The organism is Streptomyces vastus (assembly GCF_039532825.1).
Classification (GTDB): domain Bacteria; phylum Actinomycetota; class Actinomycetes; order Streptomycetales; family Streptomycetaceae; genus Streptomyces; species Streptomyces vastus.
On record NZ_BAAASJ010000022.1, the window covers coordinates 128,235 to 150,366 of the forward strand.

Below are 22,132 nucleotides of genomic sequence, written 5' to 3' on the forward strand. Positions count from 1 at the left end.
GTGGGTGGAGTTCAGGCGAGGCGCGCCAGATGTTCGGGCCGTACGGGATGGGCGAAGGGGCGGCCGAGCGCGTACGACTCGACCTCGGCCAGCGCCAGGTCCGCGAGGCGGCGGAGTTCGCCGCCCTTGGAACCCGCGATGTGCGGGGTGACGAGGACGTTGGGGCAGTCGAACAGCGGTGAGTCGGCGGGCAGCACCTCCGGCTCGGTGACGTCCAGGATCGCGTGCAGCCGCCCGGACACCACCTCGTCGGTGAGCGCGGCCTGGTCGACGACGGCGCCGCGCGCGGTGTTGATCAGCGTGCCGCCCGTGCGCAGCCGCGTCAGCAGGTCGCGGCCGACCAGGCCGCGGGTCTCGGGCAGTAAGGGGGTGTGCACGCTGATGACGTCGCTGTCCTCGAACAGCCTTGGAAGCGGGACCAGTTGGGCCCCGAGCTCGCGGGCCTCGACGCGCGTGACGTAGGGGTCGTGGAGCAGCACCGTCAGGTCGTGGGGACGGAGCAGGTCTATGACTCGGCGTCCGATGGCCGACGCGCTCAGGATGCCCACCGTCTTGCGGTAGTTGCCCGCGTCGGGATGGCGCTCGTTCCAGTCGACGCGGCGGCGCTCGGTGCGGTAGACGCGGGCGGTCTCCAGGACCCGCTTGTTGGCGAGCAGGATCATGGCGAGGGTGTACTCGGCGACCGGCACGGCGTTGGCCGCGGCGGCGGAGGACACCGCGAGGCCGCGCTCCCAGCACGCGGCGGTGATGTGGTGGCGTACGGTGCCGGCGGTGTGCACGACCGCACGCAACCGGGGCGCCGCGTCCAGTGCCGCCGCGTCGATGGGCGGGCAGCCCCAGCCGGTGATGAGCAGCTCGGCGTCGGCGAGCGCACGGTGTGCGGTGGGGGTGGTGAGATCGTCCAGGACGAAGTGCGGGTCGATGTCGGTGAGGGCGGCCAGCCGGGCTCGTACGTCGCCGTCGAGGACCTGCTCCGCCGTCTTCTTCGCCATGGCCAGCACGGCGCGCGGGCGGGGCCGGCCGTCGGGGGCGGTCACTTGAGGTTCCGTACGGACCAACTGGCCCTCCTTGCTGGTCACTTGACGCTTCCTGCGGTCAGGCCGGACTTCCAGTAACGCTGCAGAGCGATGAACGTGACGATCAGTGGGACGACGGCGAGCAGCGAGCCGATGACGACGAGCGGGTAGTACTCGGGTGAGACGGTGGCGGAGCTGTTCCAGGTGTAGAGACCGAGGCTGAGCGGATACAGATGCTGGTCGGAGAGCATCACCATCGGCAGGAAGAAGTTGTTCCAGATCGCGGTGAGCTGGAAGAGGAAGACGGTGACGAATCCGGGGCCGAGCATGCGCAGGCTGACGCGCACGTAGGTCTGCAGTTCGCCCGCGCCGTCCACGCGGGACGCCTCCAGCACCTCGTTGGGTACGTAGCCGCTGCTCAGCAGACGGGCGAGGTAGACGCCGAACGGGTTGAACAGGACGGGGATGAACACCGCCCAGAAGGTGTTGACCAGGCCGGTGCCGGAGGCCACCAGGTAGAGGGGGAGGGCCAGGACGGTCTGCGGGACCATGACGCCTGTGAGGACGAGCCCGAACAGCTTCTCCTTGTGCCGGAACTCGTACTTGTCGAAGGCGTACCCGGCGCTGACGCTGATCAGCGAGCCGACGAGGGCGCCGCCGACCGCGTACAGCAGGCTGTTGAGGTACCACTCGCCGTAGAGGCCGCCGTCCATGGCGAACAGGTCGGAGAGGTTCTGGGCGAAGGAGAAGTCGCCCAGGGAGAAGATGTCCGAGCCGAACAGGGCGTCGGCGTTCTTGGTGGAGGCGAAGAGCAGCCACAGTCCGGGCAGCAGGGTGTAGAGGGCCGCGATCAGAACGACGGCGTTGGCGACGCCGCGGCTGGTCAGCCTGCTGGTGCCGGAGGGGCGGGCGAGCGGCTTGCCCAGCGGGCGGCCGGCAACACCGGGGCTGGTGGGGGTTGTTGTCGTCATCGAGCGCTCCGTTCCCGGCGGCCGGCCCACCGCGTTACGGCGTACGACAGGGCACAGGTGACGATGAGGAGGATGACGGAGGCCGCGGCGGCCATTCCGTAGTTGTTGCGGCGGAAGGCCGCGTCGTAGATGTACATGTTCGGGGTGAAGCGGGAGTTGACCATCGGTGTGGCCTGGTTCATCAGCATGGGCTCGGTGAACAGCTGGAGTGCGCCGATCAGGGAGAACATGCAGACCATGACGACGGAGGCCCTGATGATGGGCACCTTGACCTGCAACGCGGTGCGCACATCTCCCGCGCCGTCGATCCGGGCGGCCTCCAGCACTTCGCGCGGCAGGGCCTGGAGAGCGGCGTAGAAGATCACCATGTTGTAGCCGAGGCCGCTCCACAGCGCGATGTTGACGATCGACGGCAGCACGGTGTGCAGACCGAGGAAGTCGATGGTGATGTCGGCCTGTGCGAAGAGCTTGATGACCGGGCTGAGGCCGGGGGTGTAGAGGTACAGCCAGATGACGGCGGCGATGATGCCGGGCACCGCGTGCGGCAGATACAGCAGCATCTGCGCCGTACGCCGCAGCCGGACCAGCCCGGAGTCGAGGAGGAGGGCGAGTGCCAGCGCGCTGACCACGACGACGGGCACGAAGATCAAGCAGTAGAGGGCGATGGCGCCGAACCCGGACATGAAGCTCGGATCGTCGAGCACCGCGAGGTAACTGCGCAGCCCGGTGAAGACGGTGGTGCCGCCGCCGAACCCGAGGCCCTTGTGGTCCTCGGAGAAAAGGCTGAGGCCGATGGCGTAACCGACGGGTACGAGGAACACGGCGACGAGCAGTGCCGTGAAGGGGGCCAGGAGCGCGACGCAGGCGAGCGTCTGCTGCCGGCGTCCGGCTCGGCGGGGGCGGACCTGGGTCGGGGCCGGCGGTGTGGTCCCCGTACGTTTTCCTGGAGAGATCACTGTGCTCACGGGTACACCTCAGTTGGTAGTGACCGACAGGCCGAGGCTCTTCAGGTCGGGCAGAGTTCTGCGCTGCGCCTCGCGTAGGGCGCCCAGGATGCTGCCGCTGCCGGCACCGGCCCGCGCTAGCCCGTCGTCGCCCGAGCTGGTCGTCGACACCATCCGCGGCCCCCACTTCCACTGGGTGGAGATCAGCTTGGCTTCCTCGTGGAAGAGACCGAAGATGTCCTGGCCCGAGTAGTAGCTGGTGTCCATCGCCTCGCGTGCGACCGGAACCAGCTCGGGCACGGTCGGATACGCGCTGCTGATGCCGCTGGAGAGCTTGGCGCGCAGCGCGTCCGGGCTGGTGACCATCCAGGAGATGAACTCCAGCGCCTCCTTGGGACGGTTGCTGTCCTTGGTGACCATGAAGGTCGAGCCGCCTTGTGTGCCCAGGGACGGCTTGCTCAGGTCCCACTGCGGCAGCGGTGCGATGGCCCACTTGCCCTTGCCGCTCGGTGTGGAGGCCATCATCGAGCCCGCGGCCCAGGCGCCCGCCAGCCAGCCGGCCGTCTCACCGCTGCGCAGATGCGCCCGCCACTGCTGGCTGGACGAGGGTTCGACACGCACCAGGTCGTCGTCCAGCATGCGCTGCCAGTACGCGGCGACCTTGCGGGTGGGGGCGTCGTCCATGGAAACCTGCCAGGTCTCGCCGGAGGTGTCGTACCACTGGCCGCCGGCCTGCCAGCTGAACGAGGCCATGTGAAGAGTGCCGCCGGTGGTGAAGAGGCTGGCGATACGGGAACGGGGGTCGGCCTTCTTGAGCTTGCGGGCCGAAGTCTCGAACTCCGCCCAGGTCTTGGGGACCGGGATGCCGTACTTGGTGAACAGGTCCTTGCGGTACAGGAAGACCATCGGTTCGATGTCGACCGGCACGGCGTAGGTGCGCCCGTCGAACGTGGTCAGGTCCATCGCCTGCGGCAGGATCTGGCGGCGCACCGAGTCGGGCAGCAGCTTGGTGATGTCGCGGGGCACGCCGTCGATGGCGTAGCCGGGCAGCTGCGGGTACTCGATGGTGGCGACGTCGGGGGCGTTGCCCGCCCGTGCGGCGTTGCTGAGCTTGGCCCAGCCGCCCTGGTCGCCCGAGGGAACCTGCTCGAAGTCGACCTTGATCTTGGTGTGGGTGCGGTTGTACTCGTCCACGACCTCCTGGCTGCCGCGGAGCGCCGACCAGAAGGTGATGTGCACCGGACCGCTCTCGGCGGTGTCGCTGCCGCCCGAGGAGGAACAGCCCGCCAGCAGCATGGCGAAGATCATGAGCAGTGCTGCCGCAGCCCTCCGGGTACCTCGCATGAGCCCTCCCGCGTCCTTGCATGGATTACGGGCATCCTGAGCGGCAGACGAAAAAGGCGTCAATACATCGAACAGAGGAAACTCAAACGGTCAAACGAACAAAGCGTCAGTCGACTGGTGGACGGGACTCACGTCGCCGGCGGAGCCGTGGACTCCCTGATCACAAGACCCGGCAGCAGTTCCAGATGACGGGTGGCACCCGGGCGCAGCCCCTCGCGCGCCATGCCGAGCCGGCGCAGCAACAGGTCGACACCGACCCGGCCGAGCTCCGTCTTGGGCGGGGCGACGGCCGTCAGGGGGACGGGCCCCATGTCGGCGACCACGTCGTTGTACGCCACCACCGAACACTGCTCGGGCACGTCGATCCCCGCGGCCTGCAGCCGCTGCACCAGCACCAGCGCGTCCATGTCGCTGTGGATCAGCACCGCCGTGGCGCCACTCTGCCCCACCACCTCGAGCAGGTCCGCGGCCCGCGGGTCGGCGGCGCGCGGGTCGGGACCCGCGGTGCGCGAGCTGAGGATCGTACGGCACTTCTCGGCGAGCCCCCGGGCGGCGGTCTGCTGGGCGAACTCGGCGCGGATGACCCGTGCGGTGGGGCTGTCGTCGCGCGCCGCCAGCACGATCCGCCGGTGCCCGAGACCGACCAGGTGCCCGAGCGCCAGGTGCACGCCGTACGCATGGTCCGAGCGCACGCAGTCCAGCGGGTAGATCGCGCTGGTCCGTGCGGGACGCCGCTCCACCAGCACCGTGGGGACGTCCAGGTCGGCCAGCCACGAGTGGTCCGCGTCGGCCTCCGCCTGCGTACGCCAGTGCGGCGAGAGCAGCAGTCCCCGCGCCCCGGCGTCCAGCGCCTGGCGCACGGCCTCGCGCTCCGCCCCGGCATCGTCGGCGATGTGCAGGGCGAGCCGCAGGCCGGCTTTCTCCGCGGCCTCCCGCGCGGCCTGCACGGCCTCGGTGAGGTAGGTGTTGCGCTCGGGAACGATCATGGCAACGGCGTCACCCCCGGCGGTGCTCTCCTCGGGCACCGGCCGCAGCGAACGCGCCACCCCATGCCCGCGCCGCACTTCCCCACGCCGTGCCAGCTCCTCGACGTCCCGGCGCACTGTAACGACGGAGACCCCGAGCTCGTCGGCGAGATCGGTGATACGCGCGACACCACGGTCCCGCACCACCTCCGCGATCCGGGTCTGCCGCTTCTGCGCCGACTCCCGCATGTCCCCACCGCTCTCGTCCGCGTCGGCCGCGCCGCCGGGGCGCGACCGCGCGGCGGCTTGCGCGATCGAATTCGCGCGATGCGCCCATGATAGCGATCAATCGATCAAACGGTGAGAGGGTCCGAGCGCACAGTCCTGACCGTGCACAGTCCTGACCGTGCAGGAAAACCGGTTGCTCCGGGCTGTACGCCGCTGAGAGGGTCGCGGCCATGTCTGCCTCCTTCGCCTTCTCCGCGTACGACGGAACCCAACTCGCCTACCAGGTGCTCGGAGACGGCCCGCCGGTGATCTGCCTGCCCGGAGGAATGCAGGACTCGGTGTATCTCGGCGACCTCGGCGGACTGTCCGCGCACCGGCAGTTGATCAGGCTGGACCTGAGGGGCACCGGCCGGTCCGCGACACCGCAGGACACCGCCTCCTACCGCTGCGACCGACTCGTCGATGACGTGGAGGCCCTGCGCGAGCACCTCGGCCTGGACCGGATGGACCTGCTCGCGCATTCCGGCGGCGCCAATCTGGCGACGCAGTACCTGACTCGCTATCAGGAACGGGTCGGCAAGCTCGCCTTGATCACCCCGAGCGTCATGGCCGTCGGCCTCACGATCACCGGCGGCACCCGGCTCGAGATCGCGCGGCTTCGCCAGGACGAGCCGTGGTTCGCCGCGGCGTTCGCGGCTCTGGAGACGATCGTGGCGGGCCTGGCCACCGGCGACAGCTGGCAGGCCATCGCACCGTTCTCCTACGGCCGTTGGGACGAGATGGCGCAGGCACACCAGGCCGCGGAAGCCAGGCAGCGGAACATGGAGGCCGCGAGCGCCTTCGCCGCCGACGGCGCCTTCGACCCGGACGCCACCCGCACGGCGCTCGCACGGTTCGGGCCGCCGGTGCTCCTGCTCGCCGGGGAAGTCGATGTGGCGGCCCCTCCTCCCGTCATGGCCGAATTCACCGGGCTGTTCCCGAACGCCAAGCTCGTCGTCCAGCCCGGAGCCGGACACTTCCCTTGGCTCGACGACGCCGAACGGTTCGTCGCGACTGCCGCGGCGTTCCTGTCCAGCTGATCCGAGCGACTGACTCGTCCGCGGGGCTTACGGGGTGAATAGCTCGCCCTGCTCGGCGGGCGGCGTTCCGCCGTACCAGGGCAGGGCCTCCCCGAAGAGGACCAACTCCCCGTACAGGGGCGGGGTCCACGCGCTCGGCGAGCACCCGATCCAGCCGACGCCGTCCCTTGCCCTGGACGTCACCCGGCCGTCAACCAGCGCCGCGACCCTGTGGCGATGGACATGACGGCACTGGCCCGTACGCTGCTCGAGCCCATCCCGGCCCATCGCACCGCCGGTATCGAAGTGTTCCGGGCCGCCGACGGCACGGCCGAGGTGGCGCTGGAGACACCCAAGGAGCTGACGAACGTCATCGGCTCACTGCATTCCAGCGGCCTCATCGCCCTGATCGACGCGGTCGGGCTGGCCGCGATCATCGCCACGAGCGAGCGCAGCGAGGAGATGGAGGACCTCGTCCCGCAGGGCGCGGCGGCGTCCCTGGAGTTCCTCGCCCCCGCACGAGGCCGCCTACTGGCCACCTGCCGCGTCGGCGACGAGGCCCACCACACCCTGCGCAGGCTCCTGTCGGGCGAGACCGACAGAGCACGCCTCATCACCCGAGCAGGGGTCACCGACACGGAGGGCACGCCGGTGTGCCGAGGCAGCTTCGACTGGAGCATCCGCCGCATGCCAGGCAGCGCCCCGTACGGGGTCTGACACGGGGAAATTCGCAGATGGTTGCTGGGCTGACCAGCGGTGCCCTGTACTGATCAGGACCGGCTGCCACCCGCACCCTGGCCGCGCTGTGTTCGGCGAGGGTGCGGGTGTAGCAGGGGTGTCGCTCAGGAGGCGGCCACCCGGCTCAGGGCCAGATGCCGTCGGCGAACGCCGTGAACGCGGCCTGGGTCCCCGATCCGGCGATTCCGTCGATCGGGCCGGTATAGCCCCAGTTCTGGAGGTTGCGCTGGAACGCCTTCGAGCTGTTGGTGCCCAACAGCCCGTCGATCGCGCCGGTGTACCCCCAGTACCTGGCCGGCCAGCGCTGGACGTCCTGGGCCTGCGCCGTACTCCGGCCGAGGTTGTCCACCGCGAGTGGTACGGCGGCCTCGGAGCTCACCGCCGGCTTCGCGGCCGGCCCGGACGCCGCGAAGCCGGCACCTGCCCCCGCCAGGCTCCCGGCGGCGATCCCGACGACGACGGTGACACTGACGAGTGACCTCGTCACAACGTTCGTGTGCATCCCCCTTGGCAAGCGTCAGAACCAGCTCTGGTTCTTGGACCTCGAGTCCGATCCGGGCCAGCAGGTCCAGGTACGCAGCCCCGCACTGCTGTCGTCGATGCACCGGCTGGTCGCCTGGCTCTTGAACTGGATGCTGCCGTCGTTCCACCGGTGCACGTACCAGCTTTGGTTCTTGGACCTCGAGTCCGATCCGGGCCAGCAGGTCCAGGTACGCAGCCCCGCACTGCTGTCGTCGATGCAGCGACCCGTGGCGACGTTCTTGAGCTGGCGGGTGCCGTCGTTCCAGACATGCACGTTCCACTGCTGGGTCGCGCGGCCGTGGCACCCCACAGTACGGAATCCGCGGTCGCTGTCGTCCATGCAGCGGGCCGTGACCTGGTTCTTGAACGTCTGGGGGGCGAGTATGGTGCCCCCTCCCGCGTCCGCCGCCACGGCCTGCGTGCCCAGCGCGCCGCTCAGCGCGAGCGCGCTGCCTGCCGCCGCGAGTACGAGCCTGTTTCGCCTCATGTGTTCTCTCCTCCCATGGAGCCCGTGCCCGGTGCGGAGTGCCCGCCGGGCCGTTCGCCCCAAGGTGTAGCGGCCCACGCGTTGTTCGCGTTCGGTCACTGGTGCCGAACAAACAAGTCCTGAAAAATGTGACGGCGCAGCGACCACTGCGACACGGGGAAACGACACGGGGGAGGTGCGGCGATGCCGCGCAGGGAGCGACCGCTGGAAGCGGGGGACGGTCCGTTACTGGAACTGGCCGCGGGGCTACGGCAACTGCGGCAGAAGGCCGGCAATCCGCCCTACCGGAAACTGGCGGAGCGGGCGCACTACTCGATCTCGACCCTGTCCTCCGCGGCGTCCGGGCAGCGGCTGCCCACGCTGGCGGTGACGCTGGCCTACGTGCGCGTCTGTGACGGGGACGTGGGGGAGTGGGAGCGCCGTTGGCGGGAAGCGGCGGAACAACTCGGCGAAGGGGATCCCGCCCTCGGCCCTGCGGAGGATCAGGAGTCCGGCGCGCCACCGCCTTATGCAGGTCTGCGCTCGTTCCGTGAGCAGGACGCGGAGTGGTTCTTCGGCCGGGAGCGGCTGGTGGAGGAGCTTGCCGAACGGCTGGAGCGACAGCGGTTCGTGGTGGTGATCGGGGCCTCGGGTTCGGGCAAGTCGTCGCTGTTGAGGGCGGGTTTGGTGCCGCGTCTGCGGCCCTTGGCGACCACGGTGGTGCTGACGCCGGGGCCCCGGCCGCTGGAGGAGTGCGCCGTGCGGCTGGGTGCGCTGGCGGGAGTCACGCCGGGCGGACTGTACGAGGAGTTGAGGGAGGATCCGGCGAACCTGGGCCGTGTGGTGCGTCAGGTCGCCGCCCGTTCCGGAGCCGGTGACGGCGGCCTGGTCCTGGTCGTCGATCAGTTCGAGGAAGCCTTCACGCTGTGTCCGGACGACGCCGAGCGGGACCGTTTCATCGAGGCACTGGTCACCGCCGCCTCGGCCGAGGCCGGCCGGTGCCGGGTGGCAGTGGGAGTACGCGCCGACTTCTACGCGCACTGCACCCACCACCCGCTGCTGGTGGAGGCGATGCGCGACACGCAGGTGCCGGTCGGGCCGATGAGCCTGGAAGAGCTGCGCCGGGCGGTGGTGAAGCCGGCCCAGCAGGCCGGACTGACCGTCGAGGGTACGCTGTTGGCGTCGCTCACGGCGCAGGCGCACGGCCAGGCCGGAGTACTGCCTCTGCTGTCGCACGCACTGCTGCAGACCTGGCGGCGGCGACGCGGCAACGCGCTGACGCTGGGGGCGTTCGATGCGGCGGGCGGGCTCGAGGGCGGCCTGGCGCGCACCGCCGAGGAGTTCTACCAGCGGCTGGACACGGAGCAGCGGAAGCTGGCCAGGGGGGTGTTCATGCGGCTGACCGCGCTGGGAGAGGGTACGGAGGACACCCGGCGGCCGGCGCGCCTGGAGGAGCTGGACGGGCTGACCGAGGCCGACGACGGGGGCGTCGGTGCCGTACTGGATCGTGCGGCTGCAGCGCGGCTGCTGACGCTGGACCACGAGCGGGTGGAGCTGGCCCATGAGGCTCTGATCCGGTGCTGGCCGAGGCTGCACGGATGGCTGACCGAGGACCGTGAGGCCGTACGGACCCTGCGCCAGCTCACCGAAGCGGCTCAGGCCTGGGAGGCGTTGGGCCGTGATCCCGGTGCGCTGTACCGCGGCACCCGCCTCGACATGGCCACCGCCCTGGGGCGCGCGTCCTTGTCAGTGCGGGAGCGGGAGTTCCTCGACGCGAGCCTGGCCGCCCGGGCGGCCGAATGTGCGGCGGTGCGGCGACGCGCCCGGTTCCGGCACGGGGCGGTGGCGCTGCTGACCGTCCTGCTCGTGCTGGCGAGCACGACCGCTGTCTTCGCCGTGCGGGCGCAGCGGGCGGCGGACCGGCAGCGCGACGCCGCCAGTTCGCAGCGGGCCGCCGATAGGGCGGCGGCACTGCGGGCGGCCAACCCCGCTCTGGCCGCCCAGTTGAGTCTGGCCGCCTACCGCCTGTCGCCCACCCCCGAGGCCCGTGGCAGTCTGCTCAGCACCTTCGCCACCCCGTACGCCACGCAGTTGCCCGGTCAGGCGAGCGCGGTCACGACGATGGCGTTCAGTGCCGACGGCCGGGTGCTGACCACCGGCGACAGCGACCGGACCGTGCGCTTGTGGTGGGCCTCGGATGCCCACCGGCCGCGCGAGCTGAGCACGCTGCCCCGCCTGGCGGGCCCCTTGCGCACGGTCGCCGTCAGCCCCGACGGCCGTCTTCTGGCCGCAGGAGACGACCTCGGGACGGCCGGGGTGTGGGACATCGGCGACGCACGGCGCCCCCGGCTCGCGGCACGCCTGCCGGCCGGTGCGGGCCCGGTCGTCGGACTGGGTTTCGCTCCCGGCGGGCGGACCCTGGCGACAGCCTCCCGCGGCGAGATTCGGCTCTGGCAGCTGTCGGATCCCCGCCGGCCGCGTCCCCTTGCCGCGATCCGTGCGCCCGCCGCCGTGACCGCGATGGCGCTCCGACGGGACGGGCGCATGCTGGCCACGGGCCATTCCGACCGTACGGTGCGGCTGTGGGAGGTGACCGCGTCGGGCGGGCGGCTGCGGAAGCTGCCGCCCGCGGCCGGCCACGGCGGTGAGGTCAAAGCACTCGCGTTCGCCCCGGACGGCCGCACGCTTGCGACCGGCAGCGCCGACTTCACAGTGCGGCTGTGGGACGTGGCCGGACCACGCCGACCCCGCGCGACGGAGGTGCTCTCCGGGCACACCGACGCGGTCAACGCCGTGGGTTTCAGTCCCGACGGCCGCACCCTGGCCTCCGCGGGCGTCGACGGCACGGTACGCCGCTGGGAGCTGACGGGGCCCGGTCCCGTCCGCGAACCGGCCGTCCTCAGGGGCCATACCGGAAGCGTCGGATCGCTGGCCTTCAGTCCCGACGGCCGCACCCTGGCCACCGGCAGCGAGGACCAGACCACACGTCTGTGGGATGTACCCGGGCCGGCCATGACCGGCCACACCAGCTCGGTCTACTCCGTCGCCTTCAGCCCCAACGGACGCCTGCTGGCCACCGGCAGCTACGACCGCACCGTGCGCCTATGGAGCCTCGCGAACGTCCGCCGCCCCCGGGAACTGGACCGGCTCACCGGCCACACAGGGGCCGTCAACTCGGTGGCCTTCCGGCCGGACGGGCGCGTACTGGCCAGTGGCAGCGCCGATGGCAGTCTGCGGCTGTGGAGCGTGGGAACATCTCGCCGTCCCCATCTGCTGAGTGCCGTTCAAGGTCGTATCGGCCACGTCAACTCGGTGGCGTTCAGCTCCGACGGCCGCACCCTGGCCACCGGCGGCGAGAAGGGCAGCGTGCGGCTGTGGGACACAACAGACATGCGGCATCCGCGTCTTCTGGCTCCTCTACGGGGAAACAGCGCGGTCGACTCCGTGGCATTCGCCCCCGACGGCCGCACCCTGGCGGTTGCGGCCCGAAACCGTACGGCCATCCTGTGGAACGTGGCCGGCCGACGGCATCCTGAACGCCTGGCCGTCCTCGCCGGCCACACCGACGCGGTGAAATCAGTGGCGTTCAGTCCCGACAGCCGCGCCCTGGCCACCGGTAGCGAAGACCGCACCGTACGGCTGTGGGATCTCACCGATCCGCACCGTCCAGTCTCACGGGACCGGTTGACCGGTTACACCGACGGCGTCATGTCCGTCGCCTTCGCCCCGGGTGGGCGGACGCTGGCCGCCGCGAGTTCCGACAACACCGTGCGGCTGTACGGCCTGACCGGTCGCGGTGGCGCCCGGGAACTGGCCCTGCTGACGGGCCACAGCAAAGCGGTGGACACCCTCGCCTTCAGTCCCGACGGCCGTACCCTGGCCACCGGCAGCGAGGACTGGACCGCACTGCTGTGGGACCCCGGCGTCCGGCGCGTGGCGTCCCGGATCTGCGACACCGCCACTCCTGCGATCACCCGCACCGAATGGCGCCAGTACTTCACTCAGCACAGGTACCGCCCACCGTGCTGAGGCGCGTATGCGAGCCACACCGTGTTGCCGCCTCCGGGAACCGCCCCTAGATGGTGATCACGAGCTTGCCGCAGGTCCGCCCCTCCAGCATGTACCGGATGGCTGCGGCGACCTCGTCGAGCGGGTAGGTCCGGTCGACGGCGGGTGAGACCTTGCCCGACTCGATGAGCCCGCGGAGGGCCTCCAGGTCTTCGGCGTTCTCCGACGAGATGAAGGTCCCGAGCTTCTGGCCGATGAACGGAGACAGCACCAGCGCCCGGAGTTGACGGTCGGTTCCGCCGAGCCACCGGCCGTCGGTCTCGCCGCCGACGATGACCAGCCGCCCGGTCGGGGTGAGGGTGCGGCGCAGATGCGACAGCCGGCGGTTGCCTCCGATATCGAGGATGACGTCGTAGCGGTGGCGGCCGTCTGCGAAGTCCGCTCGGGTGTAGTCGATGACATGGTCTGCGCCGAGCGCGCGGACCGCTTCGACCTTTGAGGTACTGCACACGGCCGTCACTTCGGCTCCGTATGCCTTGGCGATCTGCACGGCGAAGGTGCCCACGCCTCCCGACGCGCCGACGATCACCACCTTCTGTCCTGCCCGGACTCGTCCCTGGTCGCGAACGGCCTGGATGGCGGTGAGCCCGGAGACGGGTACGGCAGCCGCCTGATCGAAGGAGAGGTCCGCCGGCTTCGGGGCGAGCTTGTCGGTTCGGACGCGCACGTACTGGGCGAACGAGGCATCGCAGATGCCGAACACTTCGTCACCCGGTTTGAATCCGGTCACATCGCCGCTGACGGCCTCGACCGTTCCCGCGAAACTGCGGCCCGGGTTGGGGTACTTGGGCCGACGGAGACCGAACCCTGCCGCCCGACGGGATACGGCAGACCGGACATGATGTGCCAGGTGCCGCGGTCCACGCTGGCCGCGTGCACCCTGACCAGGACCTCGTCCCGCCCGATCGTGGGCTTGTCGATCTCCGCGAGACGCAGAACGTTCTCGGGCGAAGGTCCGTACCGCTCCTGGACGATCGACTTCATGGTTCCCCCTCAGTGGCCACAGTGGCCGGCTACATCGCTGCATGACGATGCCCAGGTTCGACTCATCGTCCTTACGCCGTAAGGTTCGTCCTTACGGCGTAAGGTTGTCAATGCCGACGATGGGAGGACCACAGATGACCCCGCGGACCGGACGCGATCGAGCGCCCCGTATCCCGCTGAGCCGCCAAAAGGTGCTGCACGCCGCTGTCGCCCTGGCCGACGAGAGCGGACTCGAAGCGCTCAGTATGCGCAAGCTCGGTGAGGCGGTCGGGGTCGAGGCGATGTCCCTCTACACGCACGTCGCCAACAAGGAAGATCTCCTCAACGGCATGATCGACCTGGTGTTCAGCGAGATCGATCTGCCCTCCGGCGAGGACGACTGGAAGACGGCGATGCGTCAGCGGGCGCTCTCGATGCGCCAGGTCCTGTCCCGCCACCGCTGGGCGATCGGCCTGATGGAGTCGCGGGCCTCACCCGGGCCGGCGACGCTGCGGCATCACGACGCCGTCCTCGGATGCCTTCGCAAGGCCGGCTTCTCCGTCACACTGACCGCGCACGCGTACTCGGCCCTCGACAGCTACATCTACGGGTTCGCCCTGCAGGAACGCGACTTGCCGTTCGACACACCCGCCGAGACCGCGGAGCTGGCGCAGGCCATCCTGGCGCAGGCCCCGGCCGACCAGTACCCGCACCTGGCCGAACTGACGACCGAGCACATTCTCAGCCCCGGCTACGACTACGCCAACGAATTCGAATTCGGTCTCGACCTGATCCTCGACGGGCTCCAGAGAGCCGGACAGGTCACGTGACGGGCGGCTCCAAGCGGCCTGGAGGCCGCCCCGGCGTTGCATGAGCAGCGCCGGGCCTCCCCGTGCCGCGGCGTCGCGGTCACTCTCGAAGGGTGCACCATTCGTCCGAGCGGGCGGCGACGCGCTGCCAGACCTCCTCGGCCTCCTCGAACGACATGAACGACATGAACGCAGAGTCCGCTTCGGGAAGCGGCCGGCACCCGTCCACGATCGCTTCGATCGCGTCGAGACTGGCCTCGATGATGGCCCGGCCCTCGCTCGCGGTGGCGAGGTGGGCGTCGTCGCCCTGGGCGAAGCGGCCGAGGGGTGTGGTGTTGCGGTCGTCCAGGCGGCCGAGGTCGACCAGTTCCGGGCGGACGTACATCAGCTGGGAGACCTCGTACCGGCCGGCGTGGTCGCCCTCGAACTGTCCCAGGACGAGTTCCGGGTCGCTGACGGCGGTGATCGGGATGTCGCGGGCGCGGCGGAACTCCTCGACCGCCAGCCGCAGATCGGGCTGGTTGGCGTTGTGGCCGGTGAGCACGACGACGGCGCGGAAACCCGCGTTGACGAACGCCCTGAGCTGGTAGACCAGCAGTCGCAGGACGACGTCGGGCGGGAGGCTGCCCATGCGCGGATTGACGTCGCCCATCACCTCCTTGAGCCACGGCCGGTGGTATCCGGTTTCGTGGATCTGGTACGTCTGCGTCGGGGCGACGATGCCGCCGAAGCGGCGCGCGGACTCCTCGCACAGGTAGACGGCCTTGTGGGTGTCCAGGCCGAAGGCGGCGACATGTCCGTGCGGCTCACACAGGCCCATCGGCAGGTATACCAGCGGCAGTTGGGCCAGGCGCTGCTCGAACTCGCGCGGCAGCAGGTCCTCCCAGCGGACCGTTTCGGAGCTCTCGGTCTCTTCGGGCTGTGCGGTTGTCATCGGTACTCCCCAAAGATCTTGGTTTCGTTGAAGTTCTTGATGAAGCGGTGCTTGAAGCGCAGCAACTCGTGGATTTCCGCGGGGAGTTCGGGTTCGTCCAGCGCGGCGATGTTCGCCTCGCAGAACTCCCGGACCTGCATCGAGGAGATCGCCGTGGTGACGCCCTCCGCCTGGACGACGAACTTCAGAGCGAGCGCGGCGAGCGAGCCGGCGTACTGCGGCACGTACTGCCGCAGCTCGTCGACCTTCTCCAGGTAGACCGAGCGGGGCACGATGTCGTCGAAGTAGCCGTACCGGAAGTCGCCTTCGGGGAAGACCGTGTCCTCGGTGAGGGTGCCGGTGAGTCCGCCCTCGTCCAGGACGCAGCGTGCGATCACGGCGACGTCGTGCTCGACACAGGCCGGCAGGAGGTTGTCCAGGGCGGTCGGATCGAAGATGTTGATGATCGTCTGGACGGAGTCGATCAGGCCGGACTGCACCAGGGGGAGCGCCATGTCGGAGCGGTGGTCCGGGATCGAGATCCCTATGTGGCGTACGAGTCCCTCCTGCTTGAGCTGTTGCAGCTCGTCCATCCAGTGCCCGGTCACGCCCCAGGTGGGCCACCAGATGTGCAGCTGGAGGAGGTCGACGTGGTCGAGGCCGAGTTCGGTGAGCGAGCGCTGGGCGCCGGCGCGGATGTGGCCGGGCGGGTGGGCGAGTTGGGGGTCCACGGGGGTGCCCCAGCCGCGCTGCCCGGAGAGGTTCTCGACCTTGGTGGCGACGAAGGGACGCGTTCCGGACCACTGGCTCAGTGCTTTGCCGACGATGCGTTCGGAGTTGCCGTAGGCCCGGGCGGTGTCGATGAAGTTCACGCCCCGGTCCAGCGCGTACAGCAGGCTGTCGATCCAGCTGGACTCCGAGTCGTTGCCGTTGCCGCCGAACCAGCCGGCGAATCCCATGGCCCCGAAGCCGAGTTTGCTGATCGGTTCGCCGGAGCGGGGGAAGGACGAGTGGTGCATGGAGGGTGCCTCCTGTTCAGCTCGGCGCCTGCCGCAGCAGGGCCTTGAGCGGGGTGGCCGGGTCGGCCAGTGCTGCCGTAGCCGGGGCGGCCCGGCGGGCGATGAGCATCTCCGCCAGTCGGATGTCCTTGGCCACGGCGTTGCCGGTGGCGATAGCGGCGGCGTACAGGAGTCGGCCGTCGGTCCCGAGGCCGAACCGGATCCGCACCCCGTCGGGGCGTTCGCGAACCACCTCCTGCCCGGCGGTGTCGGGCAGTCCGGCGATCTGCAGGGTGAGGTCGAACTGATCGGACCAGAACCACGGAACGGCGGCGAACGGCTGATCGTCGCCCAGCATGTTCCGCGCCGCCGCCCGGCCCTGGTCCTGGGCGTTGCGCCAGGCTTCCAGGCGGATGCGGCGCCCGCCGTAGAGCGGGTGCGGAAACGAGCAGCAGTCGCCGGCCGCGAAGATGTCGGGGTCGGAGGTGGCCAGACGGGCGTCCACCCGTACCCCGTTCTCGACGGCGAGACCCGCCTTCTCCGCCAGCGCGGTCTCCGGTACGGCACCGACGCCCGCCACCACCGTGTCGCACTCCAGCAGCTCGCCACCGGCAAGCTCGAGCAGCAGGACTCCGTCCCGGCGCGTGAGCCGTTCCACCGTCAGCCCGCAGCGCAGATCCACGCCCGCCTGCCGGTGGCGGTCGGCCAGCGCGGTGGCGATGGCGGTCGGCACCGCTCGGCTCATCGGACGCGGCGCCGCCTCGATCACGGTGACGGCACAGCCCCGTGCGGCCGCCGCGGCGGCCAGCTCCAGGCCGATGAAACCGGCGCCGATCACGCGGATACGCGCTCCGGGCCGCAGCCGGTCCCGCAGGACGAGAGCGTCCGCGCGGCTGCGCAGGTAGCGCACGCCGCCCGCGTCGATGCCGGCCAGCGGCAGCCGCCGGGCGGCCGCCCCTGTGGCCAGCAGCAGCCGCTGGTAGCCGATCCGGCGCCCGTCGGAGAGCACGGCGTGGTGAGCGTCGCGGTCGATACCGGTGACGGCGGCCCCGGCGACGAACTCGATGCCGGCGTCCCGCAGCGCGCGGCCCTCACACAGCGCGGTGGGCTCGCAGGCATCGTCGGGCCCGGTGAGCACGGACTTGGACAGCGGCGGACGCTCGTACGGCAGCACGTTCTCCGCGCCCACCAGCGTGATCGGGCCGGTCCAGCCCGCCTCGCGCAACTCGAACGCGGCCCGCGTACCGCATTCGCCGGCCCCGACGACCACCATCCCTGGTGCCACCGTCCCCGGTGCGGCGCCCACCCGTCAGCCGATCTCGATGAAGACGGTGCCGTCCTCGACTCGGACCGGGTAGGTCTGCAGGTCGACGAGGACGGGAGCGCCCGCGGCTCTCCCGGTGGTGTAGTCGAACCGGCCGTTGTGCTTGGGGCATTCGATGGTGTTGTCCATGACCAGGCCGTCGCACAGCAGCATCCGTTCGTGGGTGCAGTGCCCCGCGGTGGCGTAGATGTCGTCGTCCGGCGAGCGGTAGATGGCGTAGTCCACCCCCTCGTGCTGGAAAGGGATGACGTCTTCCGGCTCGATGTCATCGGTCTGGCATGCGGCGATCCACTTGGACATATGGGTGTGCCTCCTTGCTGAAGTCCGGTTCGGTATCGCGCCCGCTTGAGGGGCCGCAGGCCCCGATAGGGGCGCGGGACGTATCAACTTGCGGCTGCGCCGCGTGGGCGCGACCAGCTTTCACCGGCCCGCGGTTTCATCACTGCGCTTCCAGCGGAGCGCTTAGCGCGCGGCCGTCGGAACGGGCATGCAACGGAGGGGCGCCCGGGGGCAGTTCGCGGCGCACGTAGTACGTCGGGTCCTTCAGCTGGCGCAGCACCGCCGGGATGATCTCCCTGTAGGCGGCCCACAGGGAGGGGTACGCGGGTGCCAGTTCGTGCTTGATCTCCTCGTGCAGCTCCGGCAGCCGGTGGTAGGGGATCATCGGGAACATGTGGTGCTCGACGTGGTAGTTCATGTTCCAGTACAGGAACCTGTTGACGCGGTTCATGCGCACCGTGCGGGTGTTGAGCCGGTGGTCGAGTACGTTCTCGCCCATCCCGGCGTGCTGCGTGAGGCCGTAGACGTAGAGCATGTAGCCGCCGTACATCCGCGGCAGGCCGACGAACATCGCCGGCAGGACCGAGCCGGTCAACACGCAGGCGGCGATCACGGCGGCGTAGATCGCCAGCCAGACGCGCGCCGTGCGGAACACCTTGGGCCGCTCGGTGTCCGGGACGTAGGTGCGCTGTTCCGCGGTGAGCCGTCCGAACGCGTGCAGGAGGGTGTCGCGCAGCGCCAGTGGTACGTCGACCAGGCCGAGGAAGTTGGCCAGGAGGCGGGCCAGCCGGGCCGGCCTCATCACCTGGATCTCCGGGTCGCGGCCGAGGATCAGCGTGTCGGTGTGGTGCCGGGTGTGGCTCCAGCGCGACACGGTCGGGTTCCTCATGACCATGAACGAGGCCAGCCAGTACACGGCGTCGTCGAGCCGGCGGTTCTTGAATGCGGTGCCGTGCCCGCACTCGTGCCAGCGTGAGTCCGACGCCGACCCGTACAGCACTCCGTAGGCGGCGAAGAACGGCACCGCGAGCCAGCTGCCCCAGAAGACGGCGCCCAGGGTCCCGAACACCGCCATGGCGCCCAGCCAGATGACCGTGTCGCGGATCGCCGGGTAGTCCGAGCGGCGCATCAGCTCCTTCATCCGGCGCCGCGGCACATCGCTGCGGAACCAGTCGGTGCCGTCGGCCAGCCCCGCTTCCACGGCGCGTTCGCCCTCAGGGCCGACGAGGCTGTAGCGCTGCAGACGCTCTCTGGCCTTCACCATGCATCCCTGTCCTCTCCATCGAGCCGGTCATGCGTGGATACTGGAGCGCTCTATTGGAGCGCTCCAGTCCCGTTATCGTGAGAGCGGCCACCTCGCATGTCAAGACATTCGGTTGCTGGAAGCTCGGGCAGGCACTGGAACGCTCCACCGGTTTCCGGGAGGCGACCGTGATCACTGCCGACGGCGGGCGAGAGCAAGGGCAGGCGGTCGGCGGTCCTGTACGTCGCCGAGCGGGCTGCCGGTGTGTCCAAGTCCCTGGTCTCGCGGGTCCCAGGTGCCCGCGAGGCGGGCGCCGGTGATGATCAGACGGCTGACCAGGCCGGTCAAACAGCGGCCGGTTGCCCAGCCCGTACCGTCCGCGGCAGCGCCCCGCCGGTGCGGATCAGGACCGGCTCCGGCTGGCGCCCGCGAGCCTGCGCTGAACGGGAGGCGCCGCAGACCGAGGGCGCCGTCGGCCGGCTCGATGAGGACCCACTCCTCGGCGGACTGGACAGGCAGGGCCGTCCCGTGGCCCGGCATCGCTCCGGGCGAGTGCCCTGGGTCGACGGCAGGATCGTCAGGCAGTCGCCGACCGGCTGTGTCACTGGAGGGAGTCGGTTCGAGTCGACTCCTGCCGCTGCTGGTACTGCTCGTTCCACAGGTCGGCGAGCTCGCCAAGTGCGCTGTTGATGCGGCCGAGTTCCCAGAGCAGGTAGACGCTGGCTCCGGCGAACGGGATCCACTCACCCCAATGGAAGATCAGAACCGGCATGTACAGCAGGCCGACCAGGACGAAGAACTTGACGAGGATCTCGGCCGTGTACGTCTGTTTCCGTTCGACGATGACATGCTCTCCGCGGCCGTGGATCCACTGCAGGCGCGACCTCATGACTACCCCCTCGGGCTCTGAGTGGCCATCATCCCGTCCGCCGCTCTGTGAGTGCTAGTGCGCGATCGGTTGAAGGGCAAGCTGAGCGAGCCCGCCGGACGATCAGTCGTCGAAGTAGGCCTTGGCAACGGCGTAACTGTCCTCGTAGAGGTGGTAGCGGGTGATTCGCCCGTACCGGACCATGGTGTGCAGGGCGAACGCGGTGTCGATGTCCCGGTCCGTCTTCTCGACCTCGAAGACCATGCGCCCGATGAGCACCACATCGTCGCCCTCGACGATGACTGGCGGAGGTCGAACTCCTTTGTTTGCACATGGGTGCAAGCCCATCAAGCCCTGAGCCAAGAGCGCCCTCCCAGACACATTTCCGCCCGCGATGCCCAGCGCGGTAAACGCAGCTCCGTTCCCCGGTGCTCGCCTCGGCCGTGGCCATGGCGGGGAGACGAGCGGGGCTCCCGTCCCGGGTTCCGCAGAGCGAGGACCCTCCGCGGTGTGCGGTGGTAGGACGGGGCTGTAATCGGCAACTGCGGACAGCAGCCAGAGCGCGGGCCGAACGCGGGGACTGCGAGAGGGAGTTGGGCATGGCGGCAGAGAACATCGACGATGTCGTGGACGGGCTTGCCGGGATCGTGCGGGGGGCCGGCCGCGCCGGTGACCGGGTCGGGTACTTCGCGGCGCTGTACCGACAGGTGACCGTTGAGGTCCGCACGGCCATTCACGGTGGGCTTTTCGACGACGGCGCCCGAATGGACCGTTTCGACACTCACTTCGGCAACCGCTACTTCGACGCGTACGACGCCTGGCGTCGCGACCAGAGCGGGCCGCGTTGTTGGCGCGAGGCGTTCGGGCTGCTCGACGACGCCGACACCGTCATCGTCCAGCACCTGATCCTCGGCGTGAACGCGCACATCAACCTCGACCTGGCCATCGCCGCCGCGCGGACCAGCCCGGGCGAGGCCATCCACACGTTGCGGCGCGACTTTCTGCTGATCAACGACATCCTTGCGCGGGTGGCGCTGGCGGTGCAGGACTCGGTGGGCGCCCTGTCGCCACTCATGTCGCTGCTGGATCAGGTCGGAGCCCGCACCGACGAGCGGATCCTCGACTTCAGTGTCCGTCAGTCCCGCGAGGAGGCCTGGTACAACGCCGTCCTGCTTGCCGGCCAGAATGAAGAGGAGCGCGAGACCACCATCGAGCGGCTCGACATCCGGGCCGCCGTGCTCGCACGGTTGACAGCGCGACCGGGCGGCCTCGTCCGGCCGGCCCTGCAGCTGGGTGGGTCTGGCGAGTCGCCGTATGTGGCGGCGTAGGCAGCGTTCGCAGCCGCCGACCCAGGTGGAGTCACGGTGGTCTTCGAGAACCTCGACCGGGTGGGCATCGACGAGGATAAGCTCCATTCCCGGGTGCGTCCGGGACAACTCGGTGGCAGCCTCGGTACGAGGGTGCTGAGGACCGTTCGGAAACCGGCGAGTCGTACCCGTCCGGCACGAGTCCCACGCGGGCGGCCGACTCGACCGACGAGGCGTCCACTCGCTCCAGGATCCCTGTGGCCCGCTGCGCCAGGAACTCGACGGCTGGGACCACCATCGCTTCATGACCGAGCTGATCCGACGAAGCTGGACCAGCAGCGGAAAGGAAAGGAGTCGCCGGCCATGTCACTCGCCCGCGTCCACAACTTCGCCATCTCACTCGACGGCTTCGGCACCGGTGAGCCTCAGAGCCGTGACGAGCCGTTCGGCCACGCCGGCGAACGGCTGCACGAGTGGATGTTCGCCACCCGGTTCTGGCACGAGACGACCCGCCAACCCGGCGGGAGCAGCGGTCTCGACGACGCCTTCGCGCGGCAGTACAAGCCCGGGGTCGGCGCGGAGATCATGGGCGCCGGGAAGTTCGGCCCGCCCGGATGGCACGAGGACCCGGAGTGGAAGGGGTGGTGGGGGCCCAACCCGCCCTTCCACACACCGACCTTCATCCTCACCCATCACCCCCGCCCGTCGATCGAGATGGACGGCGGCACGACGTTCCACTTCCTCGACACTTCGCCCGCCAAGGCGCTCGAGACGGCCCGCGAGGCTGCGGACGGCCAGGACGTACGCATCGGCGGCGGCGCCACCGTGATCCGCGACTTCCTTGCCGCCGGGCTCATCGACCACATGCACGTCGCGGTGGTCCCGGTCCTGCTCGGCCGAGGCGTACGCCTCTGGGACGGACTGGAGGGCCTCGAGAAGGACTACGAGGTCGAGGCCAACTCCTCGCCCAGCGGAGTCACGCATGTGACGTTCACCCGTGTGGGTCTCTGAACCGCCTCGTCGAGGCCCCATCACGCCGCGCCTCGGCCGACCCGAGGACGGCCTGTCAGCCCTATGCGGCGGACCTGCGCGACAGGTGACCCGTACA

Annotated in this window: 23 protein-coding genes; 6 read left to right on the top strand and 17 right to left on the bottom strand. The window is 69.9% G+C overall.

The annotated features are described in order from the left end of the window. Nucleotides 1–11: 11 nt before the first annotated feature. The 5 genes from ABD357_RS10340 to ABD357_RS10360 all read right to left on the bottom strand — a co-directional run bounded on the left by ABD357_RS10340 (nt 12) and on the right by ABD357_RS10360 (nt 5,489). Nucleotides 12–992 carry a hydroxyacid dehydrogenase gene (locus ABD357_RS10340; protein WP_344389434.1) on the bottom strand — a complete coding sequence of 327 codons (981 nt, stop codon included), beginning with the start codon at nt 990–992 and terminating at the stop codon, nt 12–14. An 83-nt stretch (nt 993–1,075) separates the two neighbouring features. Further along, nucleotides 1,076–1,987 carry a carbohydrate ABC transporter permease gene (locus ABD357_RS10345; protein WP_344389191.1) on the bottom strand — a complete coding sequence of 304 codons (912 nt, stop codon included), beginning with the start codon at nt 1,985–1,987 and terminating at the stop codon, nt 1,076–1,078. Then, the gene (locus tag ABD357_RS10350) at nt 1,984–2,943 is read right to left on the bottom strand and encodes a carbohydrate ABC transporter permease (protein ID WP_344389436.1); all 960 of its coding nucleotides are present in this window, start codon (nt 2,941–2,943) and stop codon (nt 1,984–1,986) included. The genes ABD357_RS10345 and ABD357_RS10350 overlap by 4 nt, the downstream gene beginning before the upstream one ends. An 18-nt stretch (nt 2,944–2,961) precedes the next feature. Continuing rightward, complete coding sequence (locus ABD357_RS10355; RefSeq protein ID WP_344389192.1) at nt 2,962–4,275, bottom strand: ABC transporter substrate-binding protein; 1,314 nt, start codon at nt 4,273–4,275, stop codon at nt 2,962–2,964. A gap of 128 nt (nt 4,276–4,403) precedes the next feature. Beyond that, nucleotides 4,404–5,489, bottom strand: coding sequence for a LacI family DNA-binding transcriptional regulator (locus tag ABD357_RS10360; RefSeq protein WP_344389193.1), 1,086 nt, complete (start codon nt 5,487–5,489; stop codon nt 4,404–4,406). A 209-nt stretch (nt 5,490–5,698) separates the two neighbouring features. On the opposite strand from ABD357_RS10360, the gene ABD357_RS10365 reads away from it, so the two are divergent. Continuing rightward, on the top strand, nt 5,699–6,547 hold the full coding sequence (locus ABD357_RS10365; protein ID WP_344389194.1) for an alpha/beta fold hydrolase: 849 nt from the start codon (nt 5,699–5,701) through the stop codon (nt 6,545–6,547). A 27-nt stretch (nt 6,548–6,574) separates the two neighbouring features. Here ABD357_RS10365 and ABD357_RS10370 read toward each other — a convergent pair whose 3' ends face one another. Then, entirely contained in the window at nt 6,575–6,730 is a 156-nt protein-coding gene (locus tag ABD357_RS10370; protein ID WP_344389195.1) for a hypothetical protein, read from the bottom strand. A gap of 33 nt (nt 6,731–6,763) precedes the next feature. Between ABD357_RS10370 and ABD357_RS10375 the strand changes: the two genes are divergently transcribed. Further along, complete coding sequence (locus ABD357_RS10375) at nt 6,764–7,243, top strand: PaaI family thioesterase (RefSeq protein ID WP_344389196.1); 480 nt, start codon at nt 6,764–6,766, stop codon at nt 7,241–7,243. Nucleotides 7,244–7,388: 145 nt separating this feature from the next. On the opposite strand, the gene ABD357_RS10380 is transcribed toward ABD357_RS10375, so the two are convergent. Both ABD357_RS10380 and ABD357_RS10385 read right to left on the bottom strand, forming a co-directional pair. After that, entirely contained in the window at nt 7,389–7,766 is a 378-nt protein-coding gene (locus tag ABD357_RS10380; RefSeq protein WP_344389197.1) for a peptidoglycan-binding protein, read from the bottom strand. Between the two features lie 15 nt (nt 7,767–7,781). Continuing rightward, entirely contained in the window at nt 7,782–8,273 is a 492-nt protein-coding gene (locus tag ABD357_RS10385) for an RICIN domain-containing protein (RefSeq protein WP_344389199.1), read from the bottom strand. A gap of 183 nt (nt 8,274–8,456) precedes the next feature. On the opposite strand from ABD357_RS10385, the gene ABD357_RS10390 reads away from it, so the two are divergent. Further along, nucleotides 8,457–12,281 carry an nSTAND1 domain-containing NTPase gene (locus ABD357_RS10390; RefSeq protein ID WP_344389201.1) on the top strand — a complete coding sequence of 1,275 codons (3,825 nt, stop codon included), beginning with the start codon at nt 8,457–8,459 and terminating at the stop codon, nt 12,279–12,281. A 46-nt stretch (nt 12,282–12,327) separates the two neighbouring features. Here ABD357_RS10390 and ABD357_RS10395 read toward each other — a convergent pair whose 3' ends face one another. After that, nucleotides 12,328–13,347 carry an NAD(P)-dependent alcohol dehydrogenase gene (locus ABD357_RS10395; protein WP_425584795.1) on the bottom strand — a complete coding sequence of 340 codons (1,020 nt, stop codon included), beginning with the start codon at nt 13,345–13,347 and terminating at the stop codon, nt 12,328–12,330. A gap of 91 nt (nt 13,348–13,438) precedes the next feature. On the opposite strand from ABD357_RS10395, the gene ABD357_RS10405 reads away from it, so the two are divergent. Beyond that, a complete protein-coding gene (locus tag ABD357_RS10405) occupies nt 13,439–14,113 on the top strand; it encodes a TetR/AcrR family transcriptional regulator (RefSeq protein WP_344389207.1) in 675 nt (224 codons plus the stop codon). Nucleotides 14,114–14,192: 79 nt separating this feature from the next. Here ABD357_RS10405 and ABD357_RS10410 read toward each other — a convergent pair whose 3' ends face one another. From ABD357_RS10410 to ABD357_RS10445, 8 genes are all read right to left on the bottom strand, one after another. After that, nucleotides 14,193–15,026, bottom strand: a complete 834-nt coding sequence (locus tag ABD357_RS10410; RefSeq protein ID WP_344389209.1) for a creatininase family protein — start codon at nt 15,024–15,026, stop codon at nt 14,193–14,195. Beyond that, nucleotides 15,023–16,024: an aldo/keto reductase gene (locus ABD357_RS10415; protein WP_344389211.1), complete on the bottom strand. Its 1,002-nt coding sequence runs from the start codon at nt 16,022–16,024 to the stop codon at nt 15,023–15,025. The genes ABD357_RS10410 and ABD357_RS10415 overlap by 4 nt, the downstream gene beginning before the upstream one ends. A 16-nt stretch (nt 16,025–16,040) precedes the next feature. Further along, nucleotides 16,041–17,276 (bottom strand): NAD(P)/FAD-dependent oxidoreductase, encoded by a 1,236-nt coding sequence (locus tag ABD357_RS10420; protein ID WP_344389213.1) that lies wholly within the window; start codon nt 17,274–17,276, stop codon nt 16,041–16,043. 36 nt (nt 17,277–17,312) lie between these two features. Next, on the bottom strand, nt 17,313–17,627 hold the full coding sequence (locus ABD357_RS10425) for a MocE family 2Fe-2S type ferredoxin (protein WP_344389214.1): 315 nt from the start codon (nt 17,625–17,627) through the stop codon (nt 17,313–17,315). 139 nt (nt 17,628–17,766) lie between these two features. Further along, the gene (locus ABD357_RS10430; RefSeq protein WP_344389216.1) at nt 17,767–18,870 is read right to left on the bottom strand and encodes a fatty acid desaturase family protein; all 1,104 of its coding nucleotides are present in this window, start codon (nt 18,868–18,870) and stop codon (nt 17,767–17,769) included. Nucleotides 18,871–19,041: 171 nt separating this feature from the next. Further along, the gene (locus ABD357_RS10435) at nt 19,042–19,389 is read right to left on the bottom strand and encodes a hypothetical protein (protein WP_344389218.1); all 348 of its coding nucleotides are present in this window, start codon (nt 19,387–19,389) and stop codon (nt 19,042–19,044) included. Nucleotides 19,390–19,450: 61 nt separating this feature from the next. After that, nucleotides 19,451–19,738, bottom strand: a complete 288-nt coding sequence (locus ABD357_RS10440; RefSeq protein ID WP_344389219.1) for a hypothetical protein — start codon at nt 19,736–19,738, stop codon at nt 19,451–19,453. Nucleotides 19,739–19,840: 102 nt separating this feature from the next. After that, nucleotides 19,841–19,999 carry a hypothetical protein gene (locus ABD357_RS10445; RefSeq protein ID WP_344389220.1) on the bottom strand — a complete coding sequence of 53 codons (159 nt, stop codon included), beginning with the start codon at nt 19,997–19,999 and terminating at the stop codon, nt 19,841–19,843. Nucleotides 20,000–20,316: 317 nt separating this feature from the next. On the opposite strand from ABD357_RS10445, the gene ABD357_RS10450 reads away from it, so the two are divergent. Both ABD357_RS10450 and ABD357_RS10455 read left to right on the top strand, forming a co-directional pair. Then, nucleotides 20,317–21,045, top strand: coding sequence for a DUF5995 family protein (locus ABD357_RS10450; RefSeq protein WP_344389221.1), 729 nt, complete (start codon nt 20,317–20,319; stop codon nt 21,043–21,045). 342 nt (nt 21,046–21,387) lie between these two features. Continuing rightward, entirely contained in the window at nt 21,388–22,035 is a 648-nt protein-coding gene (locus ABD357_RS10455) for a dihydrofolate reductase family protein (protein WP_344389222.1), read from the top strand. Nucleotides 22,036–22,132 lie beyond the last annotated feature (97 nt).

Excerpts from the sequence above, each read along its gene's own strand:
- ABD357_RS10435 (WP_344389218.1), bottom strand. The coding sequence starts at position 19,389 with ATGCCGGGCCACGGGACGGCCCTGCCTGTCCAGTCCGCCGAGGAGTGG.
- ABD357_RS10390 (WP_344389201.1), top strand. The coding sequence starts at position 8,457 with ATGCCGCGCAGGGAGCGACCGCTGGAAGCGGGGGACGGTCCGTTACTG.
- ABD357_RS10430 (WP_344389216.1), bottom strand. The coding sequence starts at position 18,870 with ATGGTGAAGGCCAGAGAGCGTCTGCAGCGCTACAGCCTCGTCGGCCCT.
- ABD357_RS10450 (WP_344389221.1), top strand. The coding sequence starts at position 20,317 with ATGGCGGCAGAGAACATCGACGATGTCGTGGACGGGCTTGCCGGGATC.
- ABD357_RS10360 (WP_344389193.1), bottom strand. The coding sequence starts at position 5,489 with ATGCGGGAGTCGGCGCAGAAGCGGCAGACCCGGATCGCGGAGGTGGTG.
- ABD357_RS10405 (WP_344389207.1), top strand. The coding sequence starts at position 13,439 with ATGACCCCGCGGACCGGACGCGATCGAGCGCCCCGTATCCCGCTGAGC.
- ABD357_RS10440 (WP_344389219.1), bottom strand. The coding sequence starts at position 19,738 with ATGAGGTCGCGCCTGCAGTGGATCCACGGCCGCGGAGAGCATGTCATC.
- ABD357_RS10395 (WP_425584795.1), bottom strand. The coding sequence starts at position 13,347 with ATGCAGCGATGTAGCCGGCCACTGTGGCCACTGAGGGGGAACCATGAA.
- ABD357_RS10385 (WP_344389199.1), bottom strand. The coding sequence starts at position 8,273 with ATGAGGCGAAACAGGCTCGTACTCGCGGCGGCAGGCAGCGCGCTCGCG.
- ABD357_RS10455 (WP_344389222.1), top strand. The coding sequence starts at position 21,388 with ATGTCACTCGCCCGCGTCCACAACTTCGCCATCTCACTCGACGGCTTC.
- ABD357_RS10365 (WP_344389194.1), top strand. The coding sequence starts at position 5,699 with ATGTCTGCCTCCTTCGCCTTCTCCGCGTACGACGGAACCCAACTCGCC.
- ABD357_RS10345 (WP_344389191.1), bottom strand. The coding sequence starts at position 1,987 with ATGACGACAACAACCCCCACCAGCCCCGGTGTTGCCGGCCGCCCGCTG.
- ABD357_RS10375 (WP_344389196.1), top strand. The coding sequence starts at position 6,764 with ATGGACATGACGGCACTGGCCCGTACGCTGCTCGAGCCCATCCCGGCC.
- ABD357_RS10420 (WP_344389213.1), bottom strand. The coding sequence starts at position 17,276 with ATGGTGGTCGTCGGGGCCGGCGAATGCGGTACGCGGGCCGCGTTCGAG.
- ABD357_RS10380 (WP_344389197.1), bottom strand. The coding sequence starts at position 7,766 with ATGCACACGAACGTTGTGACGAGGTCACTCGTCAGTGTCACCGTCGTC.
- ABD357_RS10355 (WP_344389192.1), bottom strand. The coding sequence starts at position 4,275 with ATGCGAGGTACCCGGAGGGCTGCGGCAGCACTGCTCATGATCTTCGCC.
- ABD357_RS10415 (WP_344389211.1), bottom strand. The coding sequence starts at position 16,024 with ATGCACCACTCGTCCTTCCCCCGCTCCGGCGAACCGATCAGCAAACTC.
- ABD357_RS10340 (WP_344389434.1), bottom strand. The coding sequence starts at position 992 with ATGGCGAAGAAGACGGCGGAGCAGGTCCTCGACGGCGACGTACGAGCC.
- ABD357_RS10425 (WP_344389214.1), bottom strand. The coding sequence starts at position 17,627 with ATGTCCAAGTGGATCGCCGCATGCCAGACCGATGACATCGAGCCGGAA.
- ABD357_RS10410 (WP_344389209.1), bottom strand. The coding sequence starts at position 15,026 with ATGACAACCGCACAGCCCGAAGAGACCGAGAGCTCCGAAACGGTCCGC.